The organism is Cupriavidus neocaledonicus (assembly GCF_000372525.1).
Taxonomy (GTDB): domain Bacteria; phylum Pseudomonadota; class Gammaproteobacteria; order Burkholderiales; family Burkholderiaceae; genus Cupriavidus; species Cupriavidus neocaledonicus.
In genome coordinates this window covers 208,448-229,913 of sequence record NZ_AQUR01000103.1, presented here as the reverse complement: position 1 = coordinate 229,913, position 21,466 = coordinate 208,448, and the positions used below count along the sequence as shown (strand labels likewise).

Sequence of the window (21,466 nt, the reverse complement as noted above, 5' to 3'; positions counted from 1 at the left end):
TGGCGCCGCTTGCATTTCAGACGTCGATCGCCGAATCCGACTTTACCTTGCGGCGCAGCTCGAATTTCTGGATCTTGCCGGTGGAGGTCTTGGGCAAGGGCCCGAAGTAGACCGCCTTGGGCACCTTGAAGCCCGCCAGCAGCGTGCGGCAATGCGCGATCAGTTCTTCCGCGCTGACGCTGGCTCCATCCTTCAGTTCGACAAAGGCGCACGGCGTCTCGCCCCACTTGGCATCGGGCTGCGCCACCACCGCCGCGGCCAGCACCGCAGGATGCCGGTAGAGCGCGTCTTCCACTTCCACGCTCGAGATGTTTTCTCCGCCGGAAATGATGATGTCCTTGCTGCGGTCCTTGATCTTGATGTAGCCGTCGGGCATGCACACGCCCAGGTCGCCGGTATGGAACCAGCCGCCGGCGAAGGCTTCGCGCGTGGCCTTTTCGTTCTTCAGGTAGCCCTTCATGCAGATGTTGCCGCGGAACATGATCTCGCCGATGGTCTCGCCATCGGCAGGCACCGGCTGCATGGAATCGGGGTCGAGCACGGCCACCTGCGACTGCAGGTGGTAGCGCACGCCCTGGCGCGCCTTCTTCACCGCGCGGTCCTGCTCTGACAGCGTGCTCCAGTCGTCCTGCTCGGCGCAGACCGCGGCCGGGCCGTAGACCTCGGTCAGGCCGTAGACATGGGTCAGCTCGAAGCCCATCGCCTCCATCTGCGCCAGCACCGCGGCCGGCGGCGGCGCGCCGGCCACCATGCCGCGCACCGGCCCGCGCACGCCCTCGCGCCATGCCGCGGGCGCATTGACCAGCGCGGTATGCACGATGGGCGCGGCGCAGTAGTGGGTCACGCCCTCATCGCGCATCAGGTCGAACACCAGCTTGGGCTCGAACTTGCGCAGGCACACGTTGACGCCCGCGCGCGCCGCTACCGTCCACGGGAAACACCAGCCGTTGCAGTGGAACATCGGCAGCGTCCACAGGTAGACCGGGTGCTTGGGCAGGTCCCATTCGAGGATATTCGAGACCGCATTGATGGCCGCGCCGCGGTGATGGTAGACCACGCCCTTGGGATCGCCGGTGGTGCCGGACGTATAGTTCAGCGCAATCGCATCCCATTCGTCGGCGGGCAGTTGCCAGGCATACGCCGGGTCGCCGCCGGCGAGGAAGGCTTCGTAGTCGGTGTCGCCGAACGGCGCCGATGGCGGGCCCAACACGTCGTGCACGGCAATCACCTTCAGCCCCGGTAGTTCCACCGCCATCTGCCGCGCCACCTCGGCAAACTCGGTATCGGCCAGCAGCACGCGCGCCTCGCCATGGCGCAGCATGAAGAGCAGGTTGGCGGCGTCGAGCCGGATATTCAGCGCATTGAGCACGGCACCGGCCATCGGCACGCCGAAATGCGCTTCCACCATCGCTGGCGTATTGGGCAGCAGCGCGGCCACGGTATCGCCCTTGCCGACGCCCGCGCGTGCCAGCGCGCTGGCCAGGCGTCGCGCCCGCGCATAGGTGTCGCGCCAGTTCTGGCGCAGCGGGCCGTGGACGATGGCCAGGCGATCGCCATACACCTCGGCGGCGCGGACCAGGAAATCAATGGGTGTCAGCGGCACGAAATTAGCCGCGTTGCGGGCCAGGCCGCTGTCGAAATCGGTTGGCATTGCTAGTGTCTCCGCCTTGTCGCTGTCATTCCGGGTCATTCGGGCGCTGTGTCGTTCTGGCGCCTTGCGGCGCTGTCACTTTTTCTGATGGAAGGCTATCATCGCACACGCCGGCGCACTGTCGTCGAGACGACAAACCTGCCGCAAACCCGCGCCAGGCAAGGCTTACACGATTCTTACAGGATGCAGCGCGGCGCGCCCGCCCCTGCCATGAGCGAACCCGCAGACCCCACTTCCCTTCCCGTCCCGGCATCCGCCGCAGTGCTGGCCGGCCATGCCTGGTTCGGCGAACTCGCCCCGGCACACCAGGCCCTTGCCGCGCGCGAAACCTTGCTGCAGTCCTTTGCCGCGGGCAGCTTCATCGCCCGGCGTGGCGAACCCTCGCGCCACTGGATCGGCGTGGACAGCGGCCTGATCAAGCTGGCGGTGTACACGCCCGACGGCCGCGGCTGCACCTTCTCCGGCGTGCCTGCCGGCGGCTGGTGCGGCGAAGGCAGCGTGATCAAGCGCGAGCACCGCCGCTATGACGTGATCGCGATCCGCGATTCGCAGGTGCTGCTGGTGCCCGAGCCGGTCTTCAACACACTGCTGGCGCAGAGCCTGCCGTTCGCCAGCTTTGTCGTGCGTCAGCTCAACGAACGCATGGGCCAGTTCATCGCCACCGTGCAGAACGACCGCCTGCTGGGCGCCGATGCGCGCGTGGCGCAAGCCATCGCGCAGCTGTTCCATCCGGACCTGTATCCCCGCACCAGCCCGGTCCTGGAGCTGTCTCAGGAAGAGATCGGCCTGCTCACCGGACTCTCGCGCCAGCGCGTCAACCAGGCGCTGCGCCGGCTGGCCGATGCGGGCATGGTGAGCCTGTCGTATCAAAGCATCCGCGTCACCGACCTGCCACGGCTGCGCCACTTCGGGATGTCAGAGCTGTAACGCTGCAGCCACCAGGGCTGGCCCTTACTTCAAACGCGCCCGCCGCGGCCTTGCGCCGCCCGCCGAATCCTGCGACAGTTACCCGCCGCACCGCCGCCAGCTTCCGGGTCGTCTTCCGCATGCCGCTTGTCAGCCGTCACCACGTCCGCTTTGCCCGCCTGCGCTTTCCCTTTGCCGTCCAGGTGCAAGCCCTGCACGGCACCGCCAGCCTGCGCGACGCCAATGCCCGGCGCGAAGTACGGCCCGGTGACCCGTTCGTGGTGCACGCCTTCGCCCACTTCGACTGCGACCTGCCCGGTACCTGGCAGCAACCCTGCGCCATCGTCCTGACCGCCGTACCGGACAGCGACTGCCCGCGCCTGGCCGGCAAGCCCGCCGAGCGCCCCTGGTCGCGCCAGTTTGCCGGCCTGGTCTTTTCCCGCCCCGAGACTGACTGGAACGCCGAACGCCTGGCGGCGCAATGGCACGTGCCGGCGCGCCTGGTGCGCGCGCGCCTCTTTGCCGAAGGCGAGGCGCTGCATCCGCTGCTGCGCGAGCAACGCGCCGCGCATGCGCTGCACGCGCTGGCCAGCGCCGGCGGCCTGGTGCCCGCGCTGGACCAGCTGGCCGCGCACGCGGGCCTGCGCTCAGCCAGCGCACTGGCGCGCGCCTGGCACGACTGGTTCGGCATCGACGCCATGCGGCTGCTCGAAGATTGCCGCGCCGGTGGCCGCGCTCACGCGCCGCCGGCAATGTGGCCTGGGCTGGCGCGGGCGGCTGCCTGATTCGTCCTGCCCGCGGCGGCAAGCCGTTCGCCACGCCGCGCGTGGTTTGTCAATCACCTCAACGCGGGTTGGGCACGCTGTGGTATTTCACGCAAAATCGCGCCGGCAGGGCGGGTCAGCCACCCTGTGGGCGGGTCCTGCACGAGCCATTGTTCCACCACGCAGTCCCCCGCCATAACAAAAACCACAGAAATCAATACTGGGATGAAAACAAAACATCTGTTTTTGACGGGTCTGGCGGCGGCCGTACTGACGGCCTGCGGAGGCGGCGGCGGCGATTCGGCGCCCACCACCGCGCCCGCTGCCACCAAGATCAGCGGCACCGCGGCCGTTGGCGCTGCATTGGGCAATGCCATGGTCCAGGCCAAATGCGCCGCGGGGAGCGGCACGGCCACTACCGCCGCGGACGGGAGCTTCACACTCAGCATCAATGGCGCCACGCGCCCGTGCGTGCTCAGCGTCAAGACGCCTGACGGCACCACGCTGCATTCGGTGGTCGAGGCCGGCACCGGCACTACCGCCGTGGCCAACATCACCCCGCTGACCGAGCTGGTGACCGCGTCGCTGGCGCAGGGCAGCACCACGGCCTTCTTCGACCAGTTCGACGCCGCCGCGCAGGCCAAGCTGACTTCCGGCAACCTGACCAGCGCCACGGAATCGGTGCGCCTGGTGCTGACCGGCGTGGTGGACCTGAGCGGCGTCGACCCGCTCAAGGATCCGCTGGTGGCCGCCAACGGCGCCAACGCCGGCAATGCGCAGGACAAGCTGCTGGACCAGTTGGGCGATCGCCTGGAAGCGTCCAAGACCACGCTGGGTGAGTTGTCCTCCGCGGTGGCTGCCAATGCCGACGCCGCGGCGGTCAAGACCGCGCTGCAGCCGGCGGCGGCGACCTGCGCCGGGCTGAAGACGGGCAAATACCATGTGATCGGACTGGGCTCCGCAGCGACGGAAGCCGGCGACCTCGACGCCGCCGCGCTCAAGCTGCAGGTCGGCAACGAGACCGTCCCCTTCACCGCCGTCGCCAACGACAACTGCCGCTTCACCGTGCCCGGCGCGAACGGGACCACCAACACCGTGATGGTCGCCAAGTCCGGCATCGCGCTGGCCGTGCCGCCCGCTGGTGCGATGAGCGACCTGCCCACCCTGCTGGTGCCCGCCCAGGCCGTTGCCCTGGCCGACCTGGCAGGCGACTGGAACGGTCTCGGCATGGAGCGGGACCACAGCGGAACCCCGTATGCATCGCGCCGCGTGACCTTCAGCATCGATGCCGCGGGCAAGCTGACCAAGGGTGCCGACTGCTCCGGCGTGAACACCTGCGAGGCATGGCTGCCTGAAGAACTGCCGACGCTCAGCGCCAACGCCGACGGCAGCATCAAGATCAGCGACAGCTTCGGCTCGCAGCTTGCCTATGCATTCAAGGGCACCGACGGCCAGGTGACGGTCGTCATCACGCACGACGATGGCTTCATGATCGCTGCCAAGCAGGTGGTACGTCCCCTGCCGGTGGTGGGCACGACCAACTCGTACTGGGACACGGTCTTGCTTTCCGGCATCACGCCCACGCTGAATGGCCCCACCGTGTGGTCGACCGAAATCACCTCGGTGGATGCGCAAACCGGCACCTACACGCGCAAGCGCGTGGAAGACAGCCGCCTGGACAGCTGGAAAGTGAACAGCCCGGCCATCGGGCTACGCTACCGCGCCGCCACCAGCGGCGCGGCCGAGATGATCTCGCTGGTGCCGGGCAATACCGGCCTGGGCCTGGGTATCGCTGCCAACGGATCGTTCTACGATATCTCGGTCAACCGCCCGCAACCGTAACAGAGGCGCCAAGTCAGGCGCCTTGCATGCGGTTCATACCAAGCCGGCCACCGCCCTGCGGTGCCGGCTTTTTTCATTCACGCCAGCCCGCAACAGCTTGCCAGCAAAAAAAATACCCACAGCCGGGTGGTAGTGGGTAGCAAAAGTGGTGCGGGCACGTCGCGGAACTGCCCACGACTCGCATCTTTGCATCGGCTTTCCCGTGCGCCAATAATCTTTCCGGACTAGTGCCCCCCACAGCGGTTGCATGGACAAGCGTGCGCGAATCTTGTTCAATGGATCGGCCCTCGCGCCCCTCCTTACAATGCCCCACGCCTGCCTGCTGCTGATCGACGACCATACCTTGTTCCGCACCGGGCTGCGCCTGGTGCTGGCCGACAGCCCGAGCGTGGTGCATATCATCGAGGCCGGTTCGGTCATGCAGGCGGTTCAGGACCACGGCGGCGCGGCGGTCGACATCGTCTTGCTCGATATCCAGATGCCTGGACTGAACGGCATCGAGGGCGTCAAGGTATTGCGGCGGCATTTCCCCGCGGCGCGCATCCTGATCGTGTCGGGCACCTCGGGGCTGGACACCATCCCTGCCGAAGTGCGGCGCGAGATTTCGGGCTTCTTGCCCAAATCCGCCGACGCAAACGAAATCGAGGAAGCGATCGCGTGCTGCCTCGCTGGCGGCACGCATTTCTCGGGCGAGCCCGACGCCGCGGCAACGCCCCAGACGTCCTACGCTGCGAGCAACCTCACACCGCGCCAGCTGGAGGTGCTGCATCAACTGACGCTGGGCCGCTCGAACAAGGTCATCGCCTACCATATGGGCCTGTCCGAGAACACCGTGCGCGTCCATGTCGCGGCCATCCTGGATCATCTCGGCGTGGTCAGCCGCGTCGAAGCCATCCTCGAAGCCCAGCGGCGCGGTCTGGTCCAGGCGGCGCGATGACGGCGCAGACCACAGCCCCGGCCGCTCCCGCGCACGGGCCGCTGCGCTGGCTGCCCCGCTACGACGCGCCACGCATTCTTGCGGCGCAGATGAGCCTGATCGACCAGAGCTTCGGCTGCGCGATGGCAGGCTGTTCGCTGGCGGCGATCATCCTGGCGGCTGGCCTGACCCTGAACTGGGACCACCCCGGCGCCCTGCCCTGGGCTGGCGCGATGGTGCTGGCTTGCGCCGTGGCGCACTTCGGGCGCCTGCGGCTGCCCGGGCGGCTGACTGAGGCCGGCGCGGCGCGCTATGCACGCGGCATGACCGCCATGCTGATCCTGATCGGGTCGCTGTGGGGACTGGTGGCGTGGCTATACCTGGACGTGCGCTTGCCGGCGGTGGTGATCTGCATCCTGTCGCTGATCGCCGGCATGAGCGCGGCGGCTCTTGCGGTATTCTCGGCTTGCCTGCCGGTGGCGATCGGCTTCTTCGTGCCGGCGATCGTGCCGGTCTGGATCGCGTTCCTGTCCACCGGCGATATCGAATACCTGCCGATGTTCCTCGGCACGCCGCTGTACCTCTGCGTGCTGCTGGTGTTCGCGCGCAACTATGCGCGCGTGGCGCGGCAATCGATAGCGCTGCGCTTCGAGAACGTCGAACTGATCTCGCAACTGCGCGAACAGACCGTGCGCGCCGAGGCCGCACAGCACGCGGCCGAAGACGCCAGCCGCGCCAAATCGGTATTCCTGGCCTCCGCCAGCCATGACCTGCGCCAGCCTCTGCACGCGATGGGGCTGTTCCTGGTATCGCTGGGCCGCACCTGCCTGGATGAACGCCAGCGCCAGTTGCTGGCGCATATCGAAGCCTCTTCCGGCGCCGCGCGCGAGATGCTGAACTCGCTGCTGGACTTCTCCAAGCTCGAGGCCGGCGTGATCACGCCGCGCGCGCGTGCGTTCCGCCTGCAGCCCCTGCTGTACAAGCTGGAGAACGAATTCGCGCCACAGGCAGAGGCGCGCGGGCTGGTGTACCGCACCCGCGATACCACTGTCACGCTGCATGGCGATCCTACGCTGGTCGAACTGGTGCTGCGCAACCTGATTGCCAATGCCATCCGCTATACGCAGCAAGGCGGCGTGCTGGTGGCTTGCCGCCAGCGTGGCGTGCGGGCCACCATCGAAGTCTGGGACACCGGCATCGGCATCCCCGCCGCACAGCACCGCGACATCTTTCGGGAATTCCATCAGCTGGGCAATCCCGAGCGTGACCAGCGCAAAGGGCTCGGGCTAGGGCTGGCCATCGTCGAGGGGCTGGCGCGGACGATGCGGACGCGCGTGACGCTGGCCTCCCGCCCCGGACGGGGATCCGTGTTCCGCTTTAGCATGCCGCAGACGTGGCACGCGCCGGAAGCACGCGCGCGCCCTGTCGCAGCGCGCCCGCTCGATGGACTGCATGTGCTGGTGATCGATGATGACGAGGCCATCCGCAGCGCGATGTCCGAATTGCTGTCGGCATGGCGCTGCGCATGCCGCACGGTCGAATCCGAGGAACAGGCACTGGCGGCGCTGGCATCGTTCACGCCAGGGCTGGTGCTGGCCGACTACCGCCTGCGCGGGCACCGTACCGGCCAGCAGGCACTGGACGCGATCCGGCAGCGGCTGGGGCGCCACGTGCCCGCCATCATCATCACCGGGGATACCGCGGCCGACCGCCTGCGTACCGCGCATGCAAGCGGCACCGCGTTGCTGCACAAACCCGTGGTGCCGCAGGAATTGCAGGCGGCCATCGACACCCTGCTGCGGGAATTCCCGGCACGGAGCCAAGAGGCGGCGGACCGCCAGACGGCGGTCACGAAGTGAACGACGGCCCGGTCAAGCCGGGGTCAGAGCCAATCAACCGCCCGCATGCAGCGGCGACAGCGAATAGGCCAGCACCAGTCCCGCCACGATCGCCGGCGAGCCGAGCCGGATCGCCGTGCTGCGGGACAGTACGCCCAGATACGCATACAAACACACCAGCACCATCGCAGTCACATACAGCAGGCTGTCATAGACTTGCATGGACGTCTCCCTTGCCATCGTTCTTATTGCTTTACTTCGGTGGGCTGCCAACGGGGCGGGTGCGTGGGGTATTGCGGAACTGCGTGGGGGGCGCTCCGTCGACAGCATGCTATGGCTGTCTGTTGCAAGGATAGTCCGCACTTCGGCGGCGCGTGGCAATTATGGAAATCCCTCTGCGGCGCTGCACCAGCAGCGGTGCAGGTTGATTCAATCGGCCGGCAGCATCTCGGGGTTCCAGGCGATTTCCCACAGATGCCCGTCCGGATCGTGGAAGTAGCCGGCGTATCCGCCCCAGAAGGTGTCCTGTGCCGGCTTGACCACACTGGCGCCGGCGCCCAGTGCCTGCGCCATCACCGCATCGACTTCGGCCTTGTCGGCAACGTTATGGGCCAGCGAGACATCGGTCAGCGCACGCGGCGTTACTTGCAATCCGGCATCATGCGCCAGGCTGGCACGTGGCCATAGCGCCAGCTTGAGGCCAGCCTGCAAGTCAAAAAACGCCACCGCGCCATGCTCGAACTGCTCGCCGACAATGCCCGCGGTAGGCAGGCCAAGTCCGTCGCGATAAAAGCGCACCGCACGCTGCAAGTCATCGACGCCAAGCGTGATCAGCGTAATCCTGGCTTTCATGGGGGTCCTCCACTATCATCGATCGCCTAGCGCTGTCCAAACGCCGCGCCTGCGAACAGGTCTTTCAGTTCGCGCGGCTGCGAGCGCCAATATTGCTTCGGCGCCTGCACGCTCGCACCCAGCCGCGCGGCGGCATGCCAGGGCCAGCGGGGGTCATACAGCATGGCACGCGCCAGCGATACCGCGTCGGCTTCCTGATTGACGATGATCGCTTCGGCCTGCTCTGGCTCGGTGATGAGGCCCACTGCAATCGTCGGCAGGCCCACTTCCGCCTTCACCCGCTGGGCGTAGGGCACCTGGTAGCCGGGCCCGAGTTTGATCGCCTGCTGCGGTGAAACTCCGCCCGTGGTCACGTGGATCGCCGCGCAACCGCGCGCCTTCAGCGCCTTCGACAACGCCACCGTGCCCTCGATATCCCATCCTCCCGGCACCCAGTCGGTCGCCGAGATGCGCATCCATACCGGCCGCTGCGCCGGAAACGCCTCGCGCACCGCGTCGAACACTTCAATTGGGAAGCGCATGCGGTTCTCCAGGCTGCCGCCGTATTCGTCCTCACGGTGGTTGGCCAGCGGCGACAGGAACTGATGCAGCAGATAGCCATGCGCGGCGTGGATCTCGATGCCATCCAGCCCCAGCCGCGCCGCACGCCTTGCCGCGGCGACAAAGTCATCGCGCACCTTGTCCATCCCCGCGCGGTCCAGCGCCACCGGCGCGACCTCCTCGGCGCCGTGCGGCACGGCAGAAGGTGCCACCGTGTGCCAGCCACCGGGCGCATCGGGGGCAATCTGCTGGCCGCCATCCCACGGCGCCTGGCTCGATGCCTTGCGGCCGGCGTGTCCCAGCTGGATCGCGATCGCAATCGGCGAATACGCGCGCATCGCGTGGATAACACGGCCCAGCGCCGCTTCGTTGTCGTCCGAATACAAGCCCAGATCATGCGGCGTGATGCGCCCTTCCGCCGAGACCGCCGTGGCCTCGACGATCAGCATGCCCGCGCCCGACAGCGCAAGTGAACCCAGGTGGATCATGTGCCAGTCGCCCGCATTGCCGGCGTGCGCGGAATACTGGCACATCGGCGCGATGGTGATGCGGTTGGCAAGGGTGAGGCCGCCGATGGCGAGCGGCTCGAACAGTTGGCTCATGCGTAGTGCTCCTTGCGGGAATCCTGATGTGGTCGCGGACAGGAATCCCGATTCTAGGCCTATGCCGGCGTTGCTGCAGACGGCTAATCATCGTCCTGCACCCTGCTCTCGCCGCCCCGCCTCCCACCGGCCCCAAATAAGCGCCACGCAATGAACCATGCGGGGGCCACCGGCGTCAGTGCATGGGGCTGGAAAAAATCGATGCGGTTCACCCATACACGGAACAGGCCGCGTGCATGGCGTTTACGGAAGGAAAGTCAGGAAAAGGCTGGCAGAGGTCAACCGTTGCTGGCGCCTAGCGGCGGCAGCCCCAGCAAGCCCAGCGTCGGCCGCGCCCTCCCCTCAAGCAGCGCGCGCTCCGGTGGGCGCGTACCAACATACGCATGCCGAGCAGGATGGGCAGCAATTGTGCAGAAAGCGTCCAGGGCGGCCGGGAGGGGAACCTGTTCGTCGAATATGGGGGGCTGGCATCGGCGTGTCTTGTATCGATCGGTATGAAATCTGCTTATAGAGCGGGGGGTACAAAACGCAAGCCTAGATCGAGAAGGCCCCTTTCTCTCGCGGTTATTGCGATGGCAAGGGGCGCATACCAGCCGCAATAGTCTTGCCCAGGTCAAGCACACCTTCACGGCTAACCGGCGCGACCCCTTTAGCACGGGCGTAGGCCGCGTCGCGAATCACATACATCATCAGATCTGGCCGGTCGTCCTTAGCGTTAGGCTCGCCACGTAAGGACAGTAGGTAACCATAGTCTTCGGTGCCGTCCTTGCGCTTCAACGCGACGAACGATTCGACCCCTCGGCCTGCTGGCACTGTTACGTCTTTGTACAACTCTCGCCAAAGGCTCCTGACGCTTTGGTAATTTCCGGCATAGTCTTGCATCCAGAAGAAGTCCGCCCGAGCTGCTGCAGAATAGGCCGACGGATTCTCATTCTTGTCCGCCACACGGGCATTTCGATCCTCCATCCATACCGTGATATCGGGGTGCTCGCGCAAGCGATACGCTACGCTGATAGAACGCGGATTCGTTCCATCGTCGCCAATGAACATATGGGGCAAGCAAACGCCTGGCGCAGTAGGAATAGTAAATAGTGGTCGGGGCTGCACGCCATTTATTAAGGTACGGTAGTACTTTTCCAACACCGCCATCTCTTCTGGGCGGCCTGATACGCCCCACCAAAGCGCGTTCCGCCCGACTTCGATATACGCAGAATAGTGAGATCCCATGCGCCACGCGACGCCAGCGTGTCGAGCCGTTGCAAGCGTCTCAAGATTTGCTCTCTGCCCACGCGGCGTTATGCCGTGATTGGCCTTCAATCTCCTCAAATCGGTTGCTTTTCTTCCCTCCGCGGCTTGCCTGAACTCCCGGAGGCGGGGTTCCCCCTCCGGCTGCGAAACCATCATCAATCCCATGAATGACTGCATCGGGCCAAATGCATACTGCCCGTCCGGAAATTTGCTTCTGGGATAGGCATCGCCGTTGCCAGCCGCGTACTCGCGAAAATCCGCCGCCGATAACGCCGCCACTTCTACTTCACCAGGCAATTGAAGCAGTGTGCGCCCAACACATTCAGTTCTCCAACTAGGCGGAACCTCTCCTGCTGAGGCGCCGAATCCTAACCCGGCACTACAAACGGCAAACAGAAAACGGCGGACTAGTTTGGCCTGAGCGTTCAATATGGTCATGCGTGTTCCTTGCGGGCGGTATCGTCTGTGGAGAACACGGTCAGTCCTTCGTCGTCGCCCGACTGCGTTTGCATCGCGTAGCGTTCTCCGCTGTCATGCGGCTCGTCGTTATGGGCCACCAACGCGGTCGGGTAAGGGAAACGGTTATTCTCGCCTCGTGTCCAATGGATCGGCAGCGAAGTTATAAATCCGGTAACTGATTCAAGCAGCTTTACGCCCGCCGGTTCATGGCGGGGCTTTTGCCAGAATGCGTCCTCGGCGGGTTGAGGATATGCTGGTGCACCGCTGGCACCTGCGCCTGCGGACTTCTGCGCGAGAGGATCCCAATTGGGCAAGATCGAGGCAGGCCGGTTCGGTTCAAAAGGCGACCAGTTTCTCGGCACATGCTTGAAGGCAGCCTCATAAGCCTTTGCATTTGCTTCCGCCCGCTTCTGTATCATGCGCCAACTATCTGGCTTGCCCGGTTGCAACACCGCATCTCTTAGCTCGTTAGCCGCCTTGCTGCCACCAGCCGTCAACCCGAACAATTTTCCCCAGATTTTCTTTCGTAGTTCATGCGCGAAAACCCGGACTGGCTGCTGGCTCCCCTTTCCATTGATATCCTCGCGGCGATGATCGTCGTCCATGACCAAGACCGCGATCTCTGAATCCCGCTCCCCTAACAGGCTTCGGTCATTGATATTCGCACTACCGAGCAAAGCGTACAGGTCATCGACGACCATCAACTTGCTATGCACATAAATCTGCTCAGTCACATAGCGCTCACCGAGCTTCTTCCAATTACGCAAATTAAGCAACGTTACGTAGTCGAAGCAGGCTGCAACCGGAATACTCTCGTATTCACGATTTCTATCATCCTCGATAACCCGCATGTAGCGAGGATCTTTCTTCTCGCGTAGCTCTCTCGCCTTCAAGGCCCGGCGAATGCCGTTGAGCAAACTCTTGCTTCCGAAAGCGATCGTCTGCATTGTCCAATAGACCTGCACCGCAATGCTGGCGTTTAGCAAACTTCCCTCAGGGTGCACTGGCAATGTAATATAAACATGAAAAGGCGGCCTGTCTTTATCGAGAATAGCTCGAGTAATTCTGGTAACGAGAGCGGAGCATACACGGTTGGTTGGTGGATTGAGGAGTTTGCTATCGTCCACCTTCAACCGGGGCTTGAAACCATCCAACGTTATTCCAACTGGCGCATCGTCATCGAGAACGCCGAGCCGCTTAGCCGTCTTGCTGGCGTCTTTACCTCCGAGATCATTGATGTACTTCGCTGCAGGAGACAAGGAACCGGTGACAAAATCGGCCTCTTCGCCGAAATCTGATACAAAAAACTGGCTCTCAATATAAATGAAACGCCTACTCTTGGCGATCAATTGCAACATCGCCCGGTGAATATCATCCTCTGTGCCGGTTGGTGCTGTGTCCGGCTTCTTCTGCATCGCGTCGTACTCGGCTTTCCGCATACCGGCTGGCGCGCTTCGCAAAACTTGTATATGAGCATTCCCGCGCTTTTCGTATGTGCTCGGTGGCTTAGGCATAGGCAGCTTCATTTTGCTTACCACGTTCCACCGAACAACGAAATTGCGAAGCAGATCCGAAACCGCTGGCCCCTCGATACGGCTGTGTACGTCTTGCCATGGCATTCGTGGTTGAACGGCTGCATTCAACGTCACGTATTGGACACGGTTTCGTTCTGCGCGACGGCCTAGCCCAATAGCATTGGCTCCGACGGCATCCATCGTCGGTTCACTATATGGTACTTGAACTCCACCGGAAGAGATTTGCTTAAGCACTCCGTCGGCCGTGCTGTTGGTCAGACCAGGTAACTTGAAACTATCTGCTGCGCCGGTAAGCAGATCAGGATCGACGATATCCCTAGCCCTCTTATCAAGTGAACCTAGCCAAGCAATGCAAGGATTGTAACGATTAAGGGCCTTGCGACCATCACCATCTGCACGCAAATCATAGCTAGCATCATCATAACGACCATACGCTAAATCAATGCCACCGACAAATGCAATCGCTCGGTCTATGACTACAAGTTTTTGATGATGACTGAAATATGTTGTGTTTCTAGTAGCATTGGATTTCGCGACCGCCACGTGCACACACTTTTCCTTGCTGGAGTAGCCAAGGTGAGTATTGATTGCTTCCAGTGCATTACATGTTTGATCATCATAAGTTTGCACCGGGCTGGTATCGTCCCAAGGCAACACATAAATCTTGACCTTGCGCTGGGCCGCTTCACACAACACATCCCAGAGGCGCTTACCAGGGGCCAGCATCGCGTCCCAGTTCACTTGCCATCCTATGATGCAGATCTCCTGCGAGGCCTTTTCACAGGCGGCGATAAAGTCGGCGAAATACTCTCGCCCGGTAGTGAAGGATACAACCTTGTTTCCCGCTGTCTCTTTGGAGAACACTGCGCCGTGCCCTACCCAGAGATTGCTGGTTGCTGCGCCTTGCGCGGCCCTTCCTTCCTTACCAATAATTTGCGTAAGGACGCGAGACGATTTTTCTTGCCCAGCCATGCTCACTTGACCTTAATATGGTTTAGCAGCGCTTCGCCTGTCGTATGTTTGATATCGCGAGCTGCAACGTCAGCGTAGTATTCTTCTACTGGATGTCCTTCTGCGACTCCGAAACTATCGGCGTATCCCATTGCGTTGAGCGCATGCGCCATTTTTTGCCGGTCATCCCATTCTTCAGATTCACGCAAAAGCGAAACCCGGTGCACCTGACTATCACAGACAAGCCAGATCTGATTGATGTGCTTATTACAAGCACCTTGCAATACATTTTGTTCAGCCGTTGACAAGGCCAGCTTTCCAGCGTCGTCACTCTTGCCCCGCAGAATCTCGTTATTGCTATATAGGGCTTCGAGTTCGCTCTCGGCCTTGACAATGCGCCAATCCGTCAGGGGGAACGCCGCCCCCAGCGGACCTGGTACATCCTGTAATGCAATATTGAACTGCACTGGAATGTCCTCTATGGCCGCATCCGGGAATGACGGCAGGACGTAAGCCGTATCCACCGCCCCCTCAAACTTCCTCTGCGCCGCCTTATAAGTAATCGCCCCCGGACACTCAACCGTAATATTCCCGCCCTCGATCAATATCGAAGCCCCACCCGCCGTGGCAATCCGAATCCGTTTCGCCGCCGCGAAATCCACGTTCATGTTGGCCGACACCACGGTCAAGTCATCCCGTGCCGCCAGCTTTAACAAATCGTGCTGCGCCTGGATATCGATATCATTCTGCCCCGCCGTCAGCTGCAGGCCGATGTTGTTGTCCCCCGCGCTTGAAAGTCCCGCCGCCACGCCGATCGCCTGCCCGGCATGGACGCGGGCCTGGCCGGCTACCGCGATGTTGCTGTCCTGGCCACTGGTCAATGCCACGCTTTCGCCATTGGCGACCTGCAAGTCCTGGCCCGCAACCACGCTTAGCCCGGCCCGGCCATTCAGGTGCACCATGGCCGCGGCCTGGTGCGGAACCTTGCCGGGAGTCGTTGTGTTGCCGCTGGACGCATCGTCCTTGGCCGCTTCTAGCGCTTGACCATCGACCATGCCGGAAGCAGCCTGGGTCTGCTTCTGCAAGGGGGCTTCGTCATCCTTGCCGGTCGACAGCGCCTGCGTCTGGTGCGTGGTCGCGCCCTGGCTCAGGGTCTTGACGAGGTCGCCCGTCTGGCGCAGCAACGCGATGCCGGCGGCGTTGTCGCCGGTGGGCAGCGCGCGGCCGGTGGCGGCGTCGCGGTAGGTGGTCAGCAACAGGCCGGCCTGGCCGCGCACGGCGGCATGGCCGTCGGTGCGCAGCTCGAATCCCTGGCCGCGGAAGCTGCCGCGGCGGTTGTCCTGCTGATGGATCACGTGGCCAAGATTGAGCTGGGTCGACTGCAGCGTGGTGGCCAGTTGCGTGCGCAGCTGGCTGTCGCTGTCGTCCAGCACCAACTGGTTGTAGCCCTTGCCGCCGTGTTCCTGGCTCTTGAAACCCGTGAGCGCCGCGGCATTGCGGTGGCCATCGGGCTGTGAACCCAGGCCGTGCCAGGCAGGGCTGTTACCAGCGGCGAGGTTGCCTTGCGCGCTGGGGGCGCTGTCCGTGCCCTGTGCGTACAGGGATTGGCTGTCGCTGCTCGCCGCGGCACTCTTGCCGCCTGGCGTTGGTGCGTGGCCGGCTTCGCCCTGGCCGTTGTACAGCGCGCCGATGACGAAAGGCTGGTCGATGTCGTCGTCGGCGAACTTGACCAGCACTTCCTGCCCGATGCGCGGCAGCCATTGCCAGCCCATCCCGGCGCCGGCCTGGCGCTGGGCGACGCGGATCCAGCGGCTGCTGCGGTCGTCGGGGCGGTCGCCGCGCTGCCAGTGGAAGCGCACGCGGATCTCGCCAGCGGGGCTGGCGTGGTGTTCGGCGTTGCCATCCGGCTGGGACTGGCCGTCAGGACCGACGACGATCGCGCTATGCACCCCCAGCGGACTGGACCGGCTGTAAAGACGCGGACAATCGACGTCGAGTACGCAGGCGCGCCAGGGACGTCGGGCGTCGATGGCGCGGAAGATAGCCGCGTAGCCCTGTTCGCGTGCTGCCGTCTGCAGCGCTTGCGTGGGCGCCAGGCGCACGGGCTCTTGATCCGGCAGCACGCCCAGCAGGCCGGGCGTTGCCTCTGCGGCGTCCGGTGCGGCCGGGGGTGTGTCGAAACACAAGGCTGCCTCGAGCGGCCCCATGCGATCGGCCAGTGCGGCGCGCGTGTCGGCGGCCAGGTTGTTGATGCCGCAATGCTCCACCGCATCGAGCAGCAGCGGGTACCCTGCCGCACCGTCTTCCAGCAGCGGCAGGTGCGGGCAGCCAGTGACGGTCAGGCGCATCCCACTGCGCAGCGTGCGCACGGACGCCCGGCCGGTGAACAGCAGTGCGCGGGCTTCAACGGCTTCGATCACCTGCTCGGCAACACGCTGCGCGCTCGCGGCGTCCGGCGCCAAGGACAGGCTGACGGACAGGTACGGATCCGGGCTGACCGCCCGGCCCGCATTGCCAACATAACGTGCCGGTGCGTGGCCGCGGATAGCACGCTTGGCCTCCGGGTCCCATGCCGTCACGGCCACGCCGGCCACAGTCGCGCGGGTCTCGCACGCCAGCTGCTGGATGGCATCGGCCGATTCCTGACTGTGCGCGCGATGGAAACGGATGCCGCCACCCGCCGCAGATTCTTCGTCTTCCGGCAATTGCGCGCTGTCGGCAAAGATCACCACGGCATGTCCGCTGGGCGCTTCCTCATCTTCCACGACGGTATAGCCCAGGCCGGCCTCGGCCAGCAGGCGCGACAGGAAGTGATAGTCGGTCTCGCGGAACTGCGCGACATGGGCACGCTCTCCGATGGCAGCGATGCGCGCCTCGGCGCCGGCCGCGTAGCGCCAGTGCGCGTGCGGCGCATAGGGCTGCAGCACGGTCTCGATGATGCTGTCGAGCTTGCGGTTCTGGAAGACCTGGCTGTTGCGCTGCTGCGTGGTCAGCCACAGCCACGGCACCACGGTCAGGCGATAACGCGCCAGGCTGCCGTCGGCGCCGAGCTTCTCGGCCTGCCGGATCAGGCCGGTGCGGCGCGACTGGCCGCCGCCGGCGAGCGTGGTCCGCAGCGTGACACGTTGGCCAAGCAGACTGTCCAGTGAGATATCGGCGTTGGCACTGACCGCGACGATGCGCGACTCGGCCAGCGCGGACACGCCTTCGCGGCCGATCCAGGCCTCGACGGCGAGTTCGCCCAGCGCGCCTTCACCTTCCAGCGCATACAGGCGGTGCGCCGCGCTGAAAAGATGTTGGTAAAGAGTGGTTACATCCATTCGCTGTCCGTTCGTGCAGCCGCAACTGCGTCAGGGGCCGACATGCCAGCGGATCTACCGTTGCCGGTGCCCGCCTTGATTGCAAGCACGGTGTGGCGCATGCCGGGCCGCCACACCGATTCTCTGTAATGCGATCGAACCGTCGCGGGGTTCAGTTGCGCGCCTTGGTGGTAGAGCGCGTGCTCGCCGTCGCCGTGCTGATCGGCTTGCCCTCGGGTTGGGACAGCAGCGCTGCCAGGACTTCGGCGTCGGGGTCAGCCGCCGTGCCTGAAGATTTGCGACGCGTTGTTTTCGACTTGGCCGAGGTGTTGGCCTTGGCGACGGTCTTCTTGTCCTTGCTGTTCGCAGCGGTACTGGCGCTGGCTTTTTCCACCGGCGGCGGCGTCTTCGACGTTGCTGTCTTTTTGGTATTTTTGCTGACTTCAGTAGTCTTTGGCCGTGCCCCGGCTGGCTGGGTACCGAGAGACGTCAGCGCGGCCAGCGTGGTCGCGCCCGCGACCGCACCTGCGGCAACCGCTGCGCCATCGACCTTGCCGAGCCGATCCAGCGCAGGGTCGCTGTTATCGGCATCGACGATGGTTGCGGCCTGCGGCTGAGAACTCTCGGCAACTGATTGGGCGGATTCCGCCGACGCGGCGGAAGTGACCGGGGCCGATGCTGGCGCATTGTCGGCCAGCGTCTGCCCGCCGGGCGCAGCTCCGCCGGCGGCAGGCTGTGCCGGGACCGCCGGATTGCCCGCCTGGATCGATACGGGCGTATCGTCGACCGGGTCCAGCCAAAGCCAGCCTGCCACAGCCGTTGCGGCAACAGCGACCAGGCCCGCTCCCAGGTAGCGCCCAGCAGGCTTCCTGGCCGGAGCCTTGGCCGCCATCGGCACGCGGCCTTCAAGGCTGGCCAGGATGCGGGTCTGCCCAGCGGCATCGGCGTCAGGCTCGCTGCCGAAGAGCGTTGGTGGCGCTGACGGCTTCACATCGTCGCTATTGCTCATCTGTCATCAAGAAATTTGAAATAAAATGCGCGGCGGACGCTACCGGCCGGATTTACAATTACCGGCCCGTTGTGTCATATATGTCAGATTCGATCATTTTGGCCTTAGACTCCCGGATTCTACGGCTGGCATCGTCGAAAGACAAACCCGATACGGGGGACATCACCCCGGATTGAGATCAAATCGAACACAGATGTAAAAAATACTGAATATGCTCGGCACCCTTGCGGAGGCTTCGCCGCAGCGGCACAGCCCAGCCCGGTCAAGCAGGTAAGCATGGTCTTTGTCGCACTGGTCCTCTATTTCGTGTTGATGGTTGCCGCTGCTGCCGTGCTGCTTCTGCCCGCAGTACGGCAGCGCTGCTTTGCGGTAGCGCGCTCGCAGTGGCGCCGCCTGAGCACCAGCGCGGCGTCGGCGGGCTCGCAATCGGCCAGTTCGATCCGCCACTCCGTGGGCAGCGCCACCACGACACTGGCTTCGGCCCGGGACTTCCTGGCCAAGCGCCGCGCACTGGTCCTGGCTGCCGCGGGGGTGGTGACTTTGCCGCCGGTGCTTGCGCTGGCGTTGCGTCACCGGCAGGTCTTCCAGTTCGAGGACGATGACGGTGTGCGCGAACCGGATCCGCAGATCGCCGCGCTGCTCAATGGCGAGCGCCTGGTGCCGCCGCCACCGCTGCCGCCAGAGGTATTCACCACGCGCGAAGTGGAGCTGATCCGCCCGGCGATCCGCGAGGCCAGCCGGGATTGGGAGCAGCTGGATGCCGAATTCAGGCAGCGTCTGTTGCTGGTCTACAAGATCATGCGCGACGAGCACGGCTATGAAATGGCGCTGCTGGAGGGCTACCGCAGCCCGGAACGGCAGGCCAAGCTGGCGGCGATGGGCAGCCACGTGACGCAGGCCGGCGCCTACCACAGCTACCACCAGTTCGGGCTGGCCGCGGACAGTGCCTTCTACCGCGACGGCAAGCTGGTGATCAGCGAGAAGGACCCGTGGGCCATGCGCGGCTACGAGTTGTATGGCCGCGCCGCCGAGTCAGCCGGCCTGGTCTGGGGCGGCCGCTGGAAGATGATGGATCTCGGGCACGTCGAGCTGCGGCGTCCGGGTGTGCTGGGCAAACGGCCGGCACAGCAATAACGGCACGGTCGCCGCGCATGGCGGGGCTGGCAGGAACATGGATACAGGACCGGCAGCGGTTGGCCGGCGCAATTTGGGGAGAGCGTAGTGGCACGTCCTTTCATTCTGCTGGGCGACAAGACCGACCACGGCGGCGTGGTGATCACCGCCTCGGGCAACACCAGCACCAACGGCAAGGGCATTGCGTGCGTGGGGGACCGTGTTACCTGCCCTCGCTCAGGCCATGGCGGCACCACCGTCATCGTCACCGGCGACCCCAACGTGATCATCGACGGCCGTGCCGCCGCGCGGCACGGCGACAAGACCGCTTGTGGCGCAACCTTGCTGTCCAGCCAGGGCGTGACCGGCAGCGCATGAAGTCCCGGCAACGAACGGCCGTTTCAAACGCCCTTGCGCCGCTACTCGACACGAAACCATGTTTCCAAGACTGATCAAGTCCACGCTGATCCTGTTCGCGGTGTTCGCCGTGGTGTGGGTCGCGACCATTGCCTGGTGGCAGTCGATCAACCGCATGCCGACCACTACGGATATCGTCACGCACCTGGCGCTGATGCCGGCGGGCATGGTGGCTGCCTACCTGGTCATCAAGCGGGCCCTGGACGGGATCCGCACCAATGTCGCGGCCGCCAGCCAAACACCCGCCACTGCGGCGCCCGGAGAAGCCGGCAATGCCGTGGAGGGGACGCAGGCGCAGCCCAACGATCCCACCCGTACCTGGCGCGCGGCGCTGCTTGCCACCGCCGTGCGCACGCCCGCCGGCAACGCACCCGATGCGCTGGCGGAGGCCGCCAAGGCCGGCAACCGGCCCGGCCTGGTTGCGATGGATGGCTTGCCCGCGCCTGTCTTTGCTGCCCAGGTCGAGTCGCTCGATATCGAAAGCCTGCGCACGGAATTCAACGCGCGCACGCCTGATCTGGTCTGGGACGACGAGGCCCTGCGCGCACTCGCGCTGGCGGCCGAGGTCACCGACGAGCTGGCCATGCAGGCGGCCGTCTACGCGCCAGCCGGCCACGACCAGGCCGTGCCGGACAGCACCGCGCCGCTGGTGGCCACCCTGCTGCTGCCACGCGGCTGGCCTGAACCGCGCCAGGCCGCGGCAGGCGACTGGTTGCGCGAGCGCTTGTCCCAATACTGGCCAGCCGCGCGACTGACGCTCGAAGCCACGGCCGCGCGCGGCGACGGCGATGCCCTGCTGCTGCTGGATCGTGCCACCCAGGCCGTGAACCGCCCGGTCGACGGCCAGCCGGCGCTACGCATGCTGGTGGCCGCGGATTCGCTGATCGGCGCCAATACCATCGAGGCCCTGGAACAGGAAGACCAGTTGTTCAGTGCGCGCTGCCCGCATGGCCGGACCCCGGGCGAGGCCGCCGCCGGCGTGTTGCTGGGCGCGCACCGGCCTGCCGCCGGCGCGGCCAAGACCGGCACGGACGAGGATGCCGACGCCCAAGCCGATAGCGCACCGATCCTCATTACGCGCGCTGCAATGGCCCGCCTGGAAGCGCCTACCGCAGACCGCGGCCAGCCCCAGCTCGAGGCCCTGGCCCAGGCTGTCACCCAGGCGCTCGAGACCATTGCCGGCAAGGCCGAAGCCGCGCCCCAGGATGCAGCAGACACCGCGCAGCAGTCCGAAGAAGCCCCGGCGGCCGTGGCAACCGTCGTCACAGACACCGGCGTCCACCCCGTGCGCACGGTCGAGATCGCCCAGGTCGTCAGCACGCGTTTCCCCACGCTGGACCCCGTTGCCGACCTGCTGGCGCTGGGCCTGCCGTGCGGCTATGCCGGCGCCGCCGGTGCGCTGCTGCCAGTGGTCGTGGCCCATCAGCTGGCGCTCGACGGCGGCCGGCCCGTGCTGGCACTGAGCGCCGGCGACGCGCAGCAGCGTGGCGCCGTCGCAATCCTGCCGGCGTGATCCATCGCCTG

The 21,466-nt window shown here is 64.9% G+C and carries 17 protein-coding genes; 8 read left to right on the top strand and 9 right to left on the bottom strand.

The window, feature by feature from the left end; translation table 11 throughout:
* Nucleotides 1-16 precede the first annotated feature (16 nt).
* Nucleotides 17-1,651 carry an acyl-CoA synthetase gene (locus tag A3AG_RS0122285; RefSeq protein ID WP_018007563.1) on the bottom strand — a complete coding sequence of 545 codons (1,635 nt, stop codon included), beginning with the start codon at nucleotides 1,649-1,651 and terminating at the stop codon, nucleotides 17-19.
* Between the two features lie 210 nt (nucleotides 1,652-1,861).
* Here A3AG_RS0122285 and A3AG_RS0122280 point away from each other — a divergent pair, with 210 nt between their 5' ends.
* On the top strand, nucleotides 1,862-2,578 hold the full coding sequence (locus A3AG_RS0122280) for a Crp/Fnr family transcriptional regulator (RefSeq protein WP_026164397.1): 717 nt from the start codon (nucleotides 1,862-1,864) through the stop codon (nucleotides 2,576-2,578).
* 119 nt (nucleotides 2,579-2,697) lie between these two features.
* A complete protein-coding gene (locus tag A3AG_RS0122275; RefSeq protein WP_018007561.1) occupies nucleotides 2,698-3,342 on the top strand; it encodes a hypothetical protein in 645 nt (214 codons plus the stop codon).
* Between the two features lie 53 nt (nucleotides 3,343-3,395).
* Here the strand turns inward: A3AG_RS0122275 and A3AG_RS34610 are convergent, their stop codons facing one another.
* Nucleotides 3,396-3,698, bottom strand: a complete 303-nt coding sequence (locus A3AG_RS34610; protein ID WP_240619929.1) for a hypothetical protein — start codon at nucleotides 3,696-3,698, stop codon at nucleotides 3,396-3,398.
* Between A3AG_RS34610 and A3AG_RS0122270 the strand changes: the two genes are divergently transcribed.
* The 3 genes from A3AG_RS0122270 to A3AG_RS0122260 all read left to right on the top strand — a co-directional run bounded on the left by A3AG_RS0122270 (nucleotide 3,697) and on the right by A3AG_RS0122260 (nucleotide 7,938).
* Nucleotides 3,697-5,163, top strand: coding sequence for a hypothetical protein (locus A3AG_RS0122270; RefSeq protein ID WP_240619927.1), 1,467 nt, complete (start codon nucleotides 3,697-3,699; stop codon nucleotides 5,161-5,163). The two genes, A3AG_RS34610 and A3AG_RS0122270, sit on opposite strands and share 2 nt — an antisense overlap.
* Before the next feature lie 304 nt (nucleotides 5,164-5,467).
* Nucleotides 5,468-6,100 carry a response regulator gene (locus A3AG_RS0122265; RefSeq protein WP_018007559.1) on the top strand — a complete coding sequence of 211 codons (633 nt, stop codon included), beginning with the start codon at nucleotides 5,468-5,470 and terminating at the stop codon, nucleotides 6,098-6,100.
* Nucleotides 6,097-7,938, top strand: coding sequence for an ATP-binding response regulator (locus A3AG_RS0122260; protein WP_018007558.1), 1,842 nt, complete (start codon nucleotides 6,097-6,099; stop codon nucleotides 7,936-7,938). The genes A3AG_RS0122265 and A3AG_RS0122260 overlap by 4 nt, the downstream gene beginning before the upstream one ends.
* A gap of 33 nt (nucleotides 7,939-7,971) precedes the next feature.
* On the opposite strand, the gene A3AG_RS34250 is transcribed toward A3AG_RS0122260, so the two are convergent.
* The 7 genes from A3AG_RS34250 to A3AG_RS0122220 all read right to left on the bottom strand — a co-directional run bounded on the left by A3AG_RS34250 (nucleotide 7,972) and on the right by A3AG_RS0122220 (nucleotide 18,412).
* The gene (locus tag A3AG_RS34250) at nucleotides 7,972-8,139 is read right to left on the bottom strand and encodes a hypothetical protein (RefSeq protein ID WP_018007557.1); all 168 of its coding nucleotides are present in this window, start codon (nucleotides 8,137-8,139) and stop codon (nucleotides 7,972-7,974) included.
* Between the two features lie 207 nt (nucleotides 8,140-8,346).
* Complete coding sequence (locus A3AG_RS0122250; protein ID WP_018007556.1) at nucleotides 8,347-8,769, bottom strand: VOC family protein; 423 nt, start codon at nucleotides 8,767-8,769, stop codon at nucleotides 8,347-8,349.
* Between the two features lie 26 nt (nucleotides 8,770-8,795).
* Nucleotides 8,796-9,911, bottom strand: coding sequence for an NADH:flavin oxidoreductase/NADH oxidase (locus A3AG_RS0122245; protein WP_018007555.1), 1,116 nt, complete (start codon nucleotides 9,909-9,911; stop codon nucleotides 8,796-8,798).
* A 564-nt stretch (nucleotides 9,912-10,475) separates the two neighbouring features.
* Nucleotides 10,476-11,597: a T6SS immunity protein Tli4 family protein gene (locus A3AG_RS34085; RefSeq protein WP_035849419.1), complete on the bottom strand. Its 1,122-nt coding sequence runs from the start codon at nucleotides 11,595-11,597 to the stop codon at nucleotides 10,476-10,478.
* Nucleotides 11,594-14,125, bottom strand: coding sequence for a phospholipase D-like domain-containing protein (locus tag A3AG_RS34720; protein WP_085958685.1), 2,532 nt, complete (start codon nucleotides 14,123-14,125; stop codon nucleotides 11,594-11,596). The genes A3AG_RS34085 and A3AG_RS34720 overlap by 4 nt, the downstream gene beginning before the upstream one ends.
* 2 nt (nucleotides 14,126-14,127) lie before the next feature.
* Nucleotides 14,128-17,424 carry a type VI secretion system Vgr family protein gene (locus A3AG_RS0122225; protein ID WP_018007551.1) on the bottom strand — a complete coding sequence of 1,099 codons (3,297 nt, stop codon included), beginning with the start codon at nucleotides 17,422-17,424 and terminating at the stop codon, nucleotides 14,128-14,130.
* Nucleotides 17,425-17,575: 151 nt separating this feature from the next.
* Nucleotides 17,576-18,412, bottom strand: a complete 837-nt coding sequence (locus A3AG_RS0122220) for a hypothetical protein (protein ID WP_018007550.1) — start codon at nucleotides 18,410-18,412, stop codon at nucleotides 17,576-17,578.
* A gap of 276 nt (nucleotides 18,413-18,688) precedes the next feature.
* On the opposite strand from A3AG_RS0122220, the gene A3AG_RS0122215 reads away from it, so the two are divergent.
* From A3AG_RS0122215 to A3AG_RS0122205, 3 genes are all read left to right on the top strand, one after another.
* The gene (locus A3AG_RS0122215) at nucleotides 18,689-19,546 is read left to right on the top strand and encodes a M15 family metallopeptidase (RefSeq protein WP_018007549.1); all 858 of its coding nucleotides are present in this window, start codon (nucleotides 18,689-18,691) and stop codon (nucleotides 19,544-19,546) included.
* 87 nt (nucleotides 19,547-19,633) lie between these two features.
* The gene (locus tag A3AG_RS0122210) at nucleotides 19,634-19,903 is read left to right on the top strand and encodes a PAAR domain-containing protein (RefSeq protein WP_018007548.1); all 270 of its coding nucleotides are present in this window, start codon (nucleotides 19,634-19,636) and stop codon (nucleotides 19,901-19,903) included.
* A 58-nt stretch (nucleotides 19,904-19,961) separates the two neighbouring features.
* Nucleotides 19,962-21,455, top strand: coding sequence for a hypothetical protein (locus A3AG_RS0122205; protein WP_018007547.1), 1,494 nt, complete (start codon nucleotides 19,962-19,964; stop codon nucleotides 21,453-21,455).
* The last annotated feature ends 11 nt before the right edge of the window (nucleotides 21,456-21,466 follow it).

Coding starts and splice junctions, on each gene's coding strand:
- A3AG_RS0122285 (WP_018007563.1), bottom strand. CDS start 1,651: ATGCCAACCGATTTCGACAGCGGCCTGGCCCGCAACGCGGCTAATTTC.
- A3AG_RS0122280 (WP_026164397.1), top strand. CDS start 1,862: ATGAGCGAACCCGCAGACCCCACTTCCCTTCCCGTCCCGGCATCCGCC.
- A3AG_RS0122275 (WP_018007561.1), top strand. CDS start 2,698: ATGCCGCTTGTCAGCCGTCACCACGTCCGCTTTGCCCGCCTGCGCTTT.
- A3AG_RS0122270 (WP_240619927.1), top strand. CDS start 3,697: ATGGTCCAGGCCAAATGCGCCGCGGGGAGCGGCACGGCCACTACCGCC.
- A3AG_RS34610 (WP_240619929.1), bottom strand. CDS start 3,698: ATGGCATTGCCCAATGCAGCGCCAACGGCCGCGGTGCCGCTGATCTTG.
- A3AG_RS0122265 (WP_018007559.1), top strand. CDS start 5,468: ATGCCCCACGCCTGCCTGCTGCTGATCGACGACCATACCTTGTTCCGC.
- A3AG_RS0122260 (WP_018007558.1), top strand. CDS start 6,097: ATGACGGCGCAGACCACAGCCCCGGCCGCTCCCGCGCACGGGCCGCTG.
- A3AG_RS34250 (WP_018007557.1), bottom strand. CDS start 8,139: ATGCAAGTCTATGACAGCCTGCTGTATGTGACTGCGATGGTGCTGGTG.
- A3AG_RS0122250 (WP_018007556.1), bottom strand. CDS start 8,769: ATGAAAGCCAGGATTACGCTGATCACGCTTGGCGTCGATGACTTGCAG.
- A3AG_RS0122245 (WP_018007555.1), bottom strand. CDS start 9,911: ATGAGCCAACTGTTCGAGCCGCTCGCCATCGGCGGCCTCACCCTTGCC.
- A3AG_RS34085 (WP_035849419.1), bottom strand. CDS start 11,597: ATGACCATATTGAACGCTCAGGCCAAACTAGTCCGCCGTTTTCTGTTT.
- A3AG_RS34720 (WP_085958685.1), bottom strand. CDS start 14,125: ATGGCTGGGCAAGAAAAATCGTCTCGCGTCCTTACGCAAATTATTGGT.
- A3AG_RS0122225 (WP_018007551.1), bottom strand. CDS start 17,424: ATGGATGTAACCACTCTTTACCAACATCTTTTCAGCGCGGCGCACCGC.
- A3AG_RS0122220 (WP_018007550.1), bottom strand. CDS start 18,412: ATGAGCAATAGCGACGATGTGAAGCCGTCAGCGCCACCAACGCTCTTC.
- A3AG_RS0122215 (WP_018007549.1), top strand. CDS start 18,689: ATGGTCTTTGTCGCACTGGTCCTCTATTTCGTGTTGATGGTTGCCGCT.
- A3AG_RS0122205 (WP_018007547.1), top strand. CDS start 19,962: ATGTTTCCAAGACTGATCAAGTCCACGCTGATCCTGTTCGCGGTGTTC.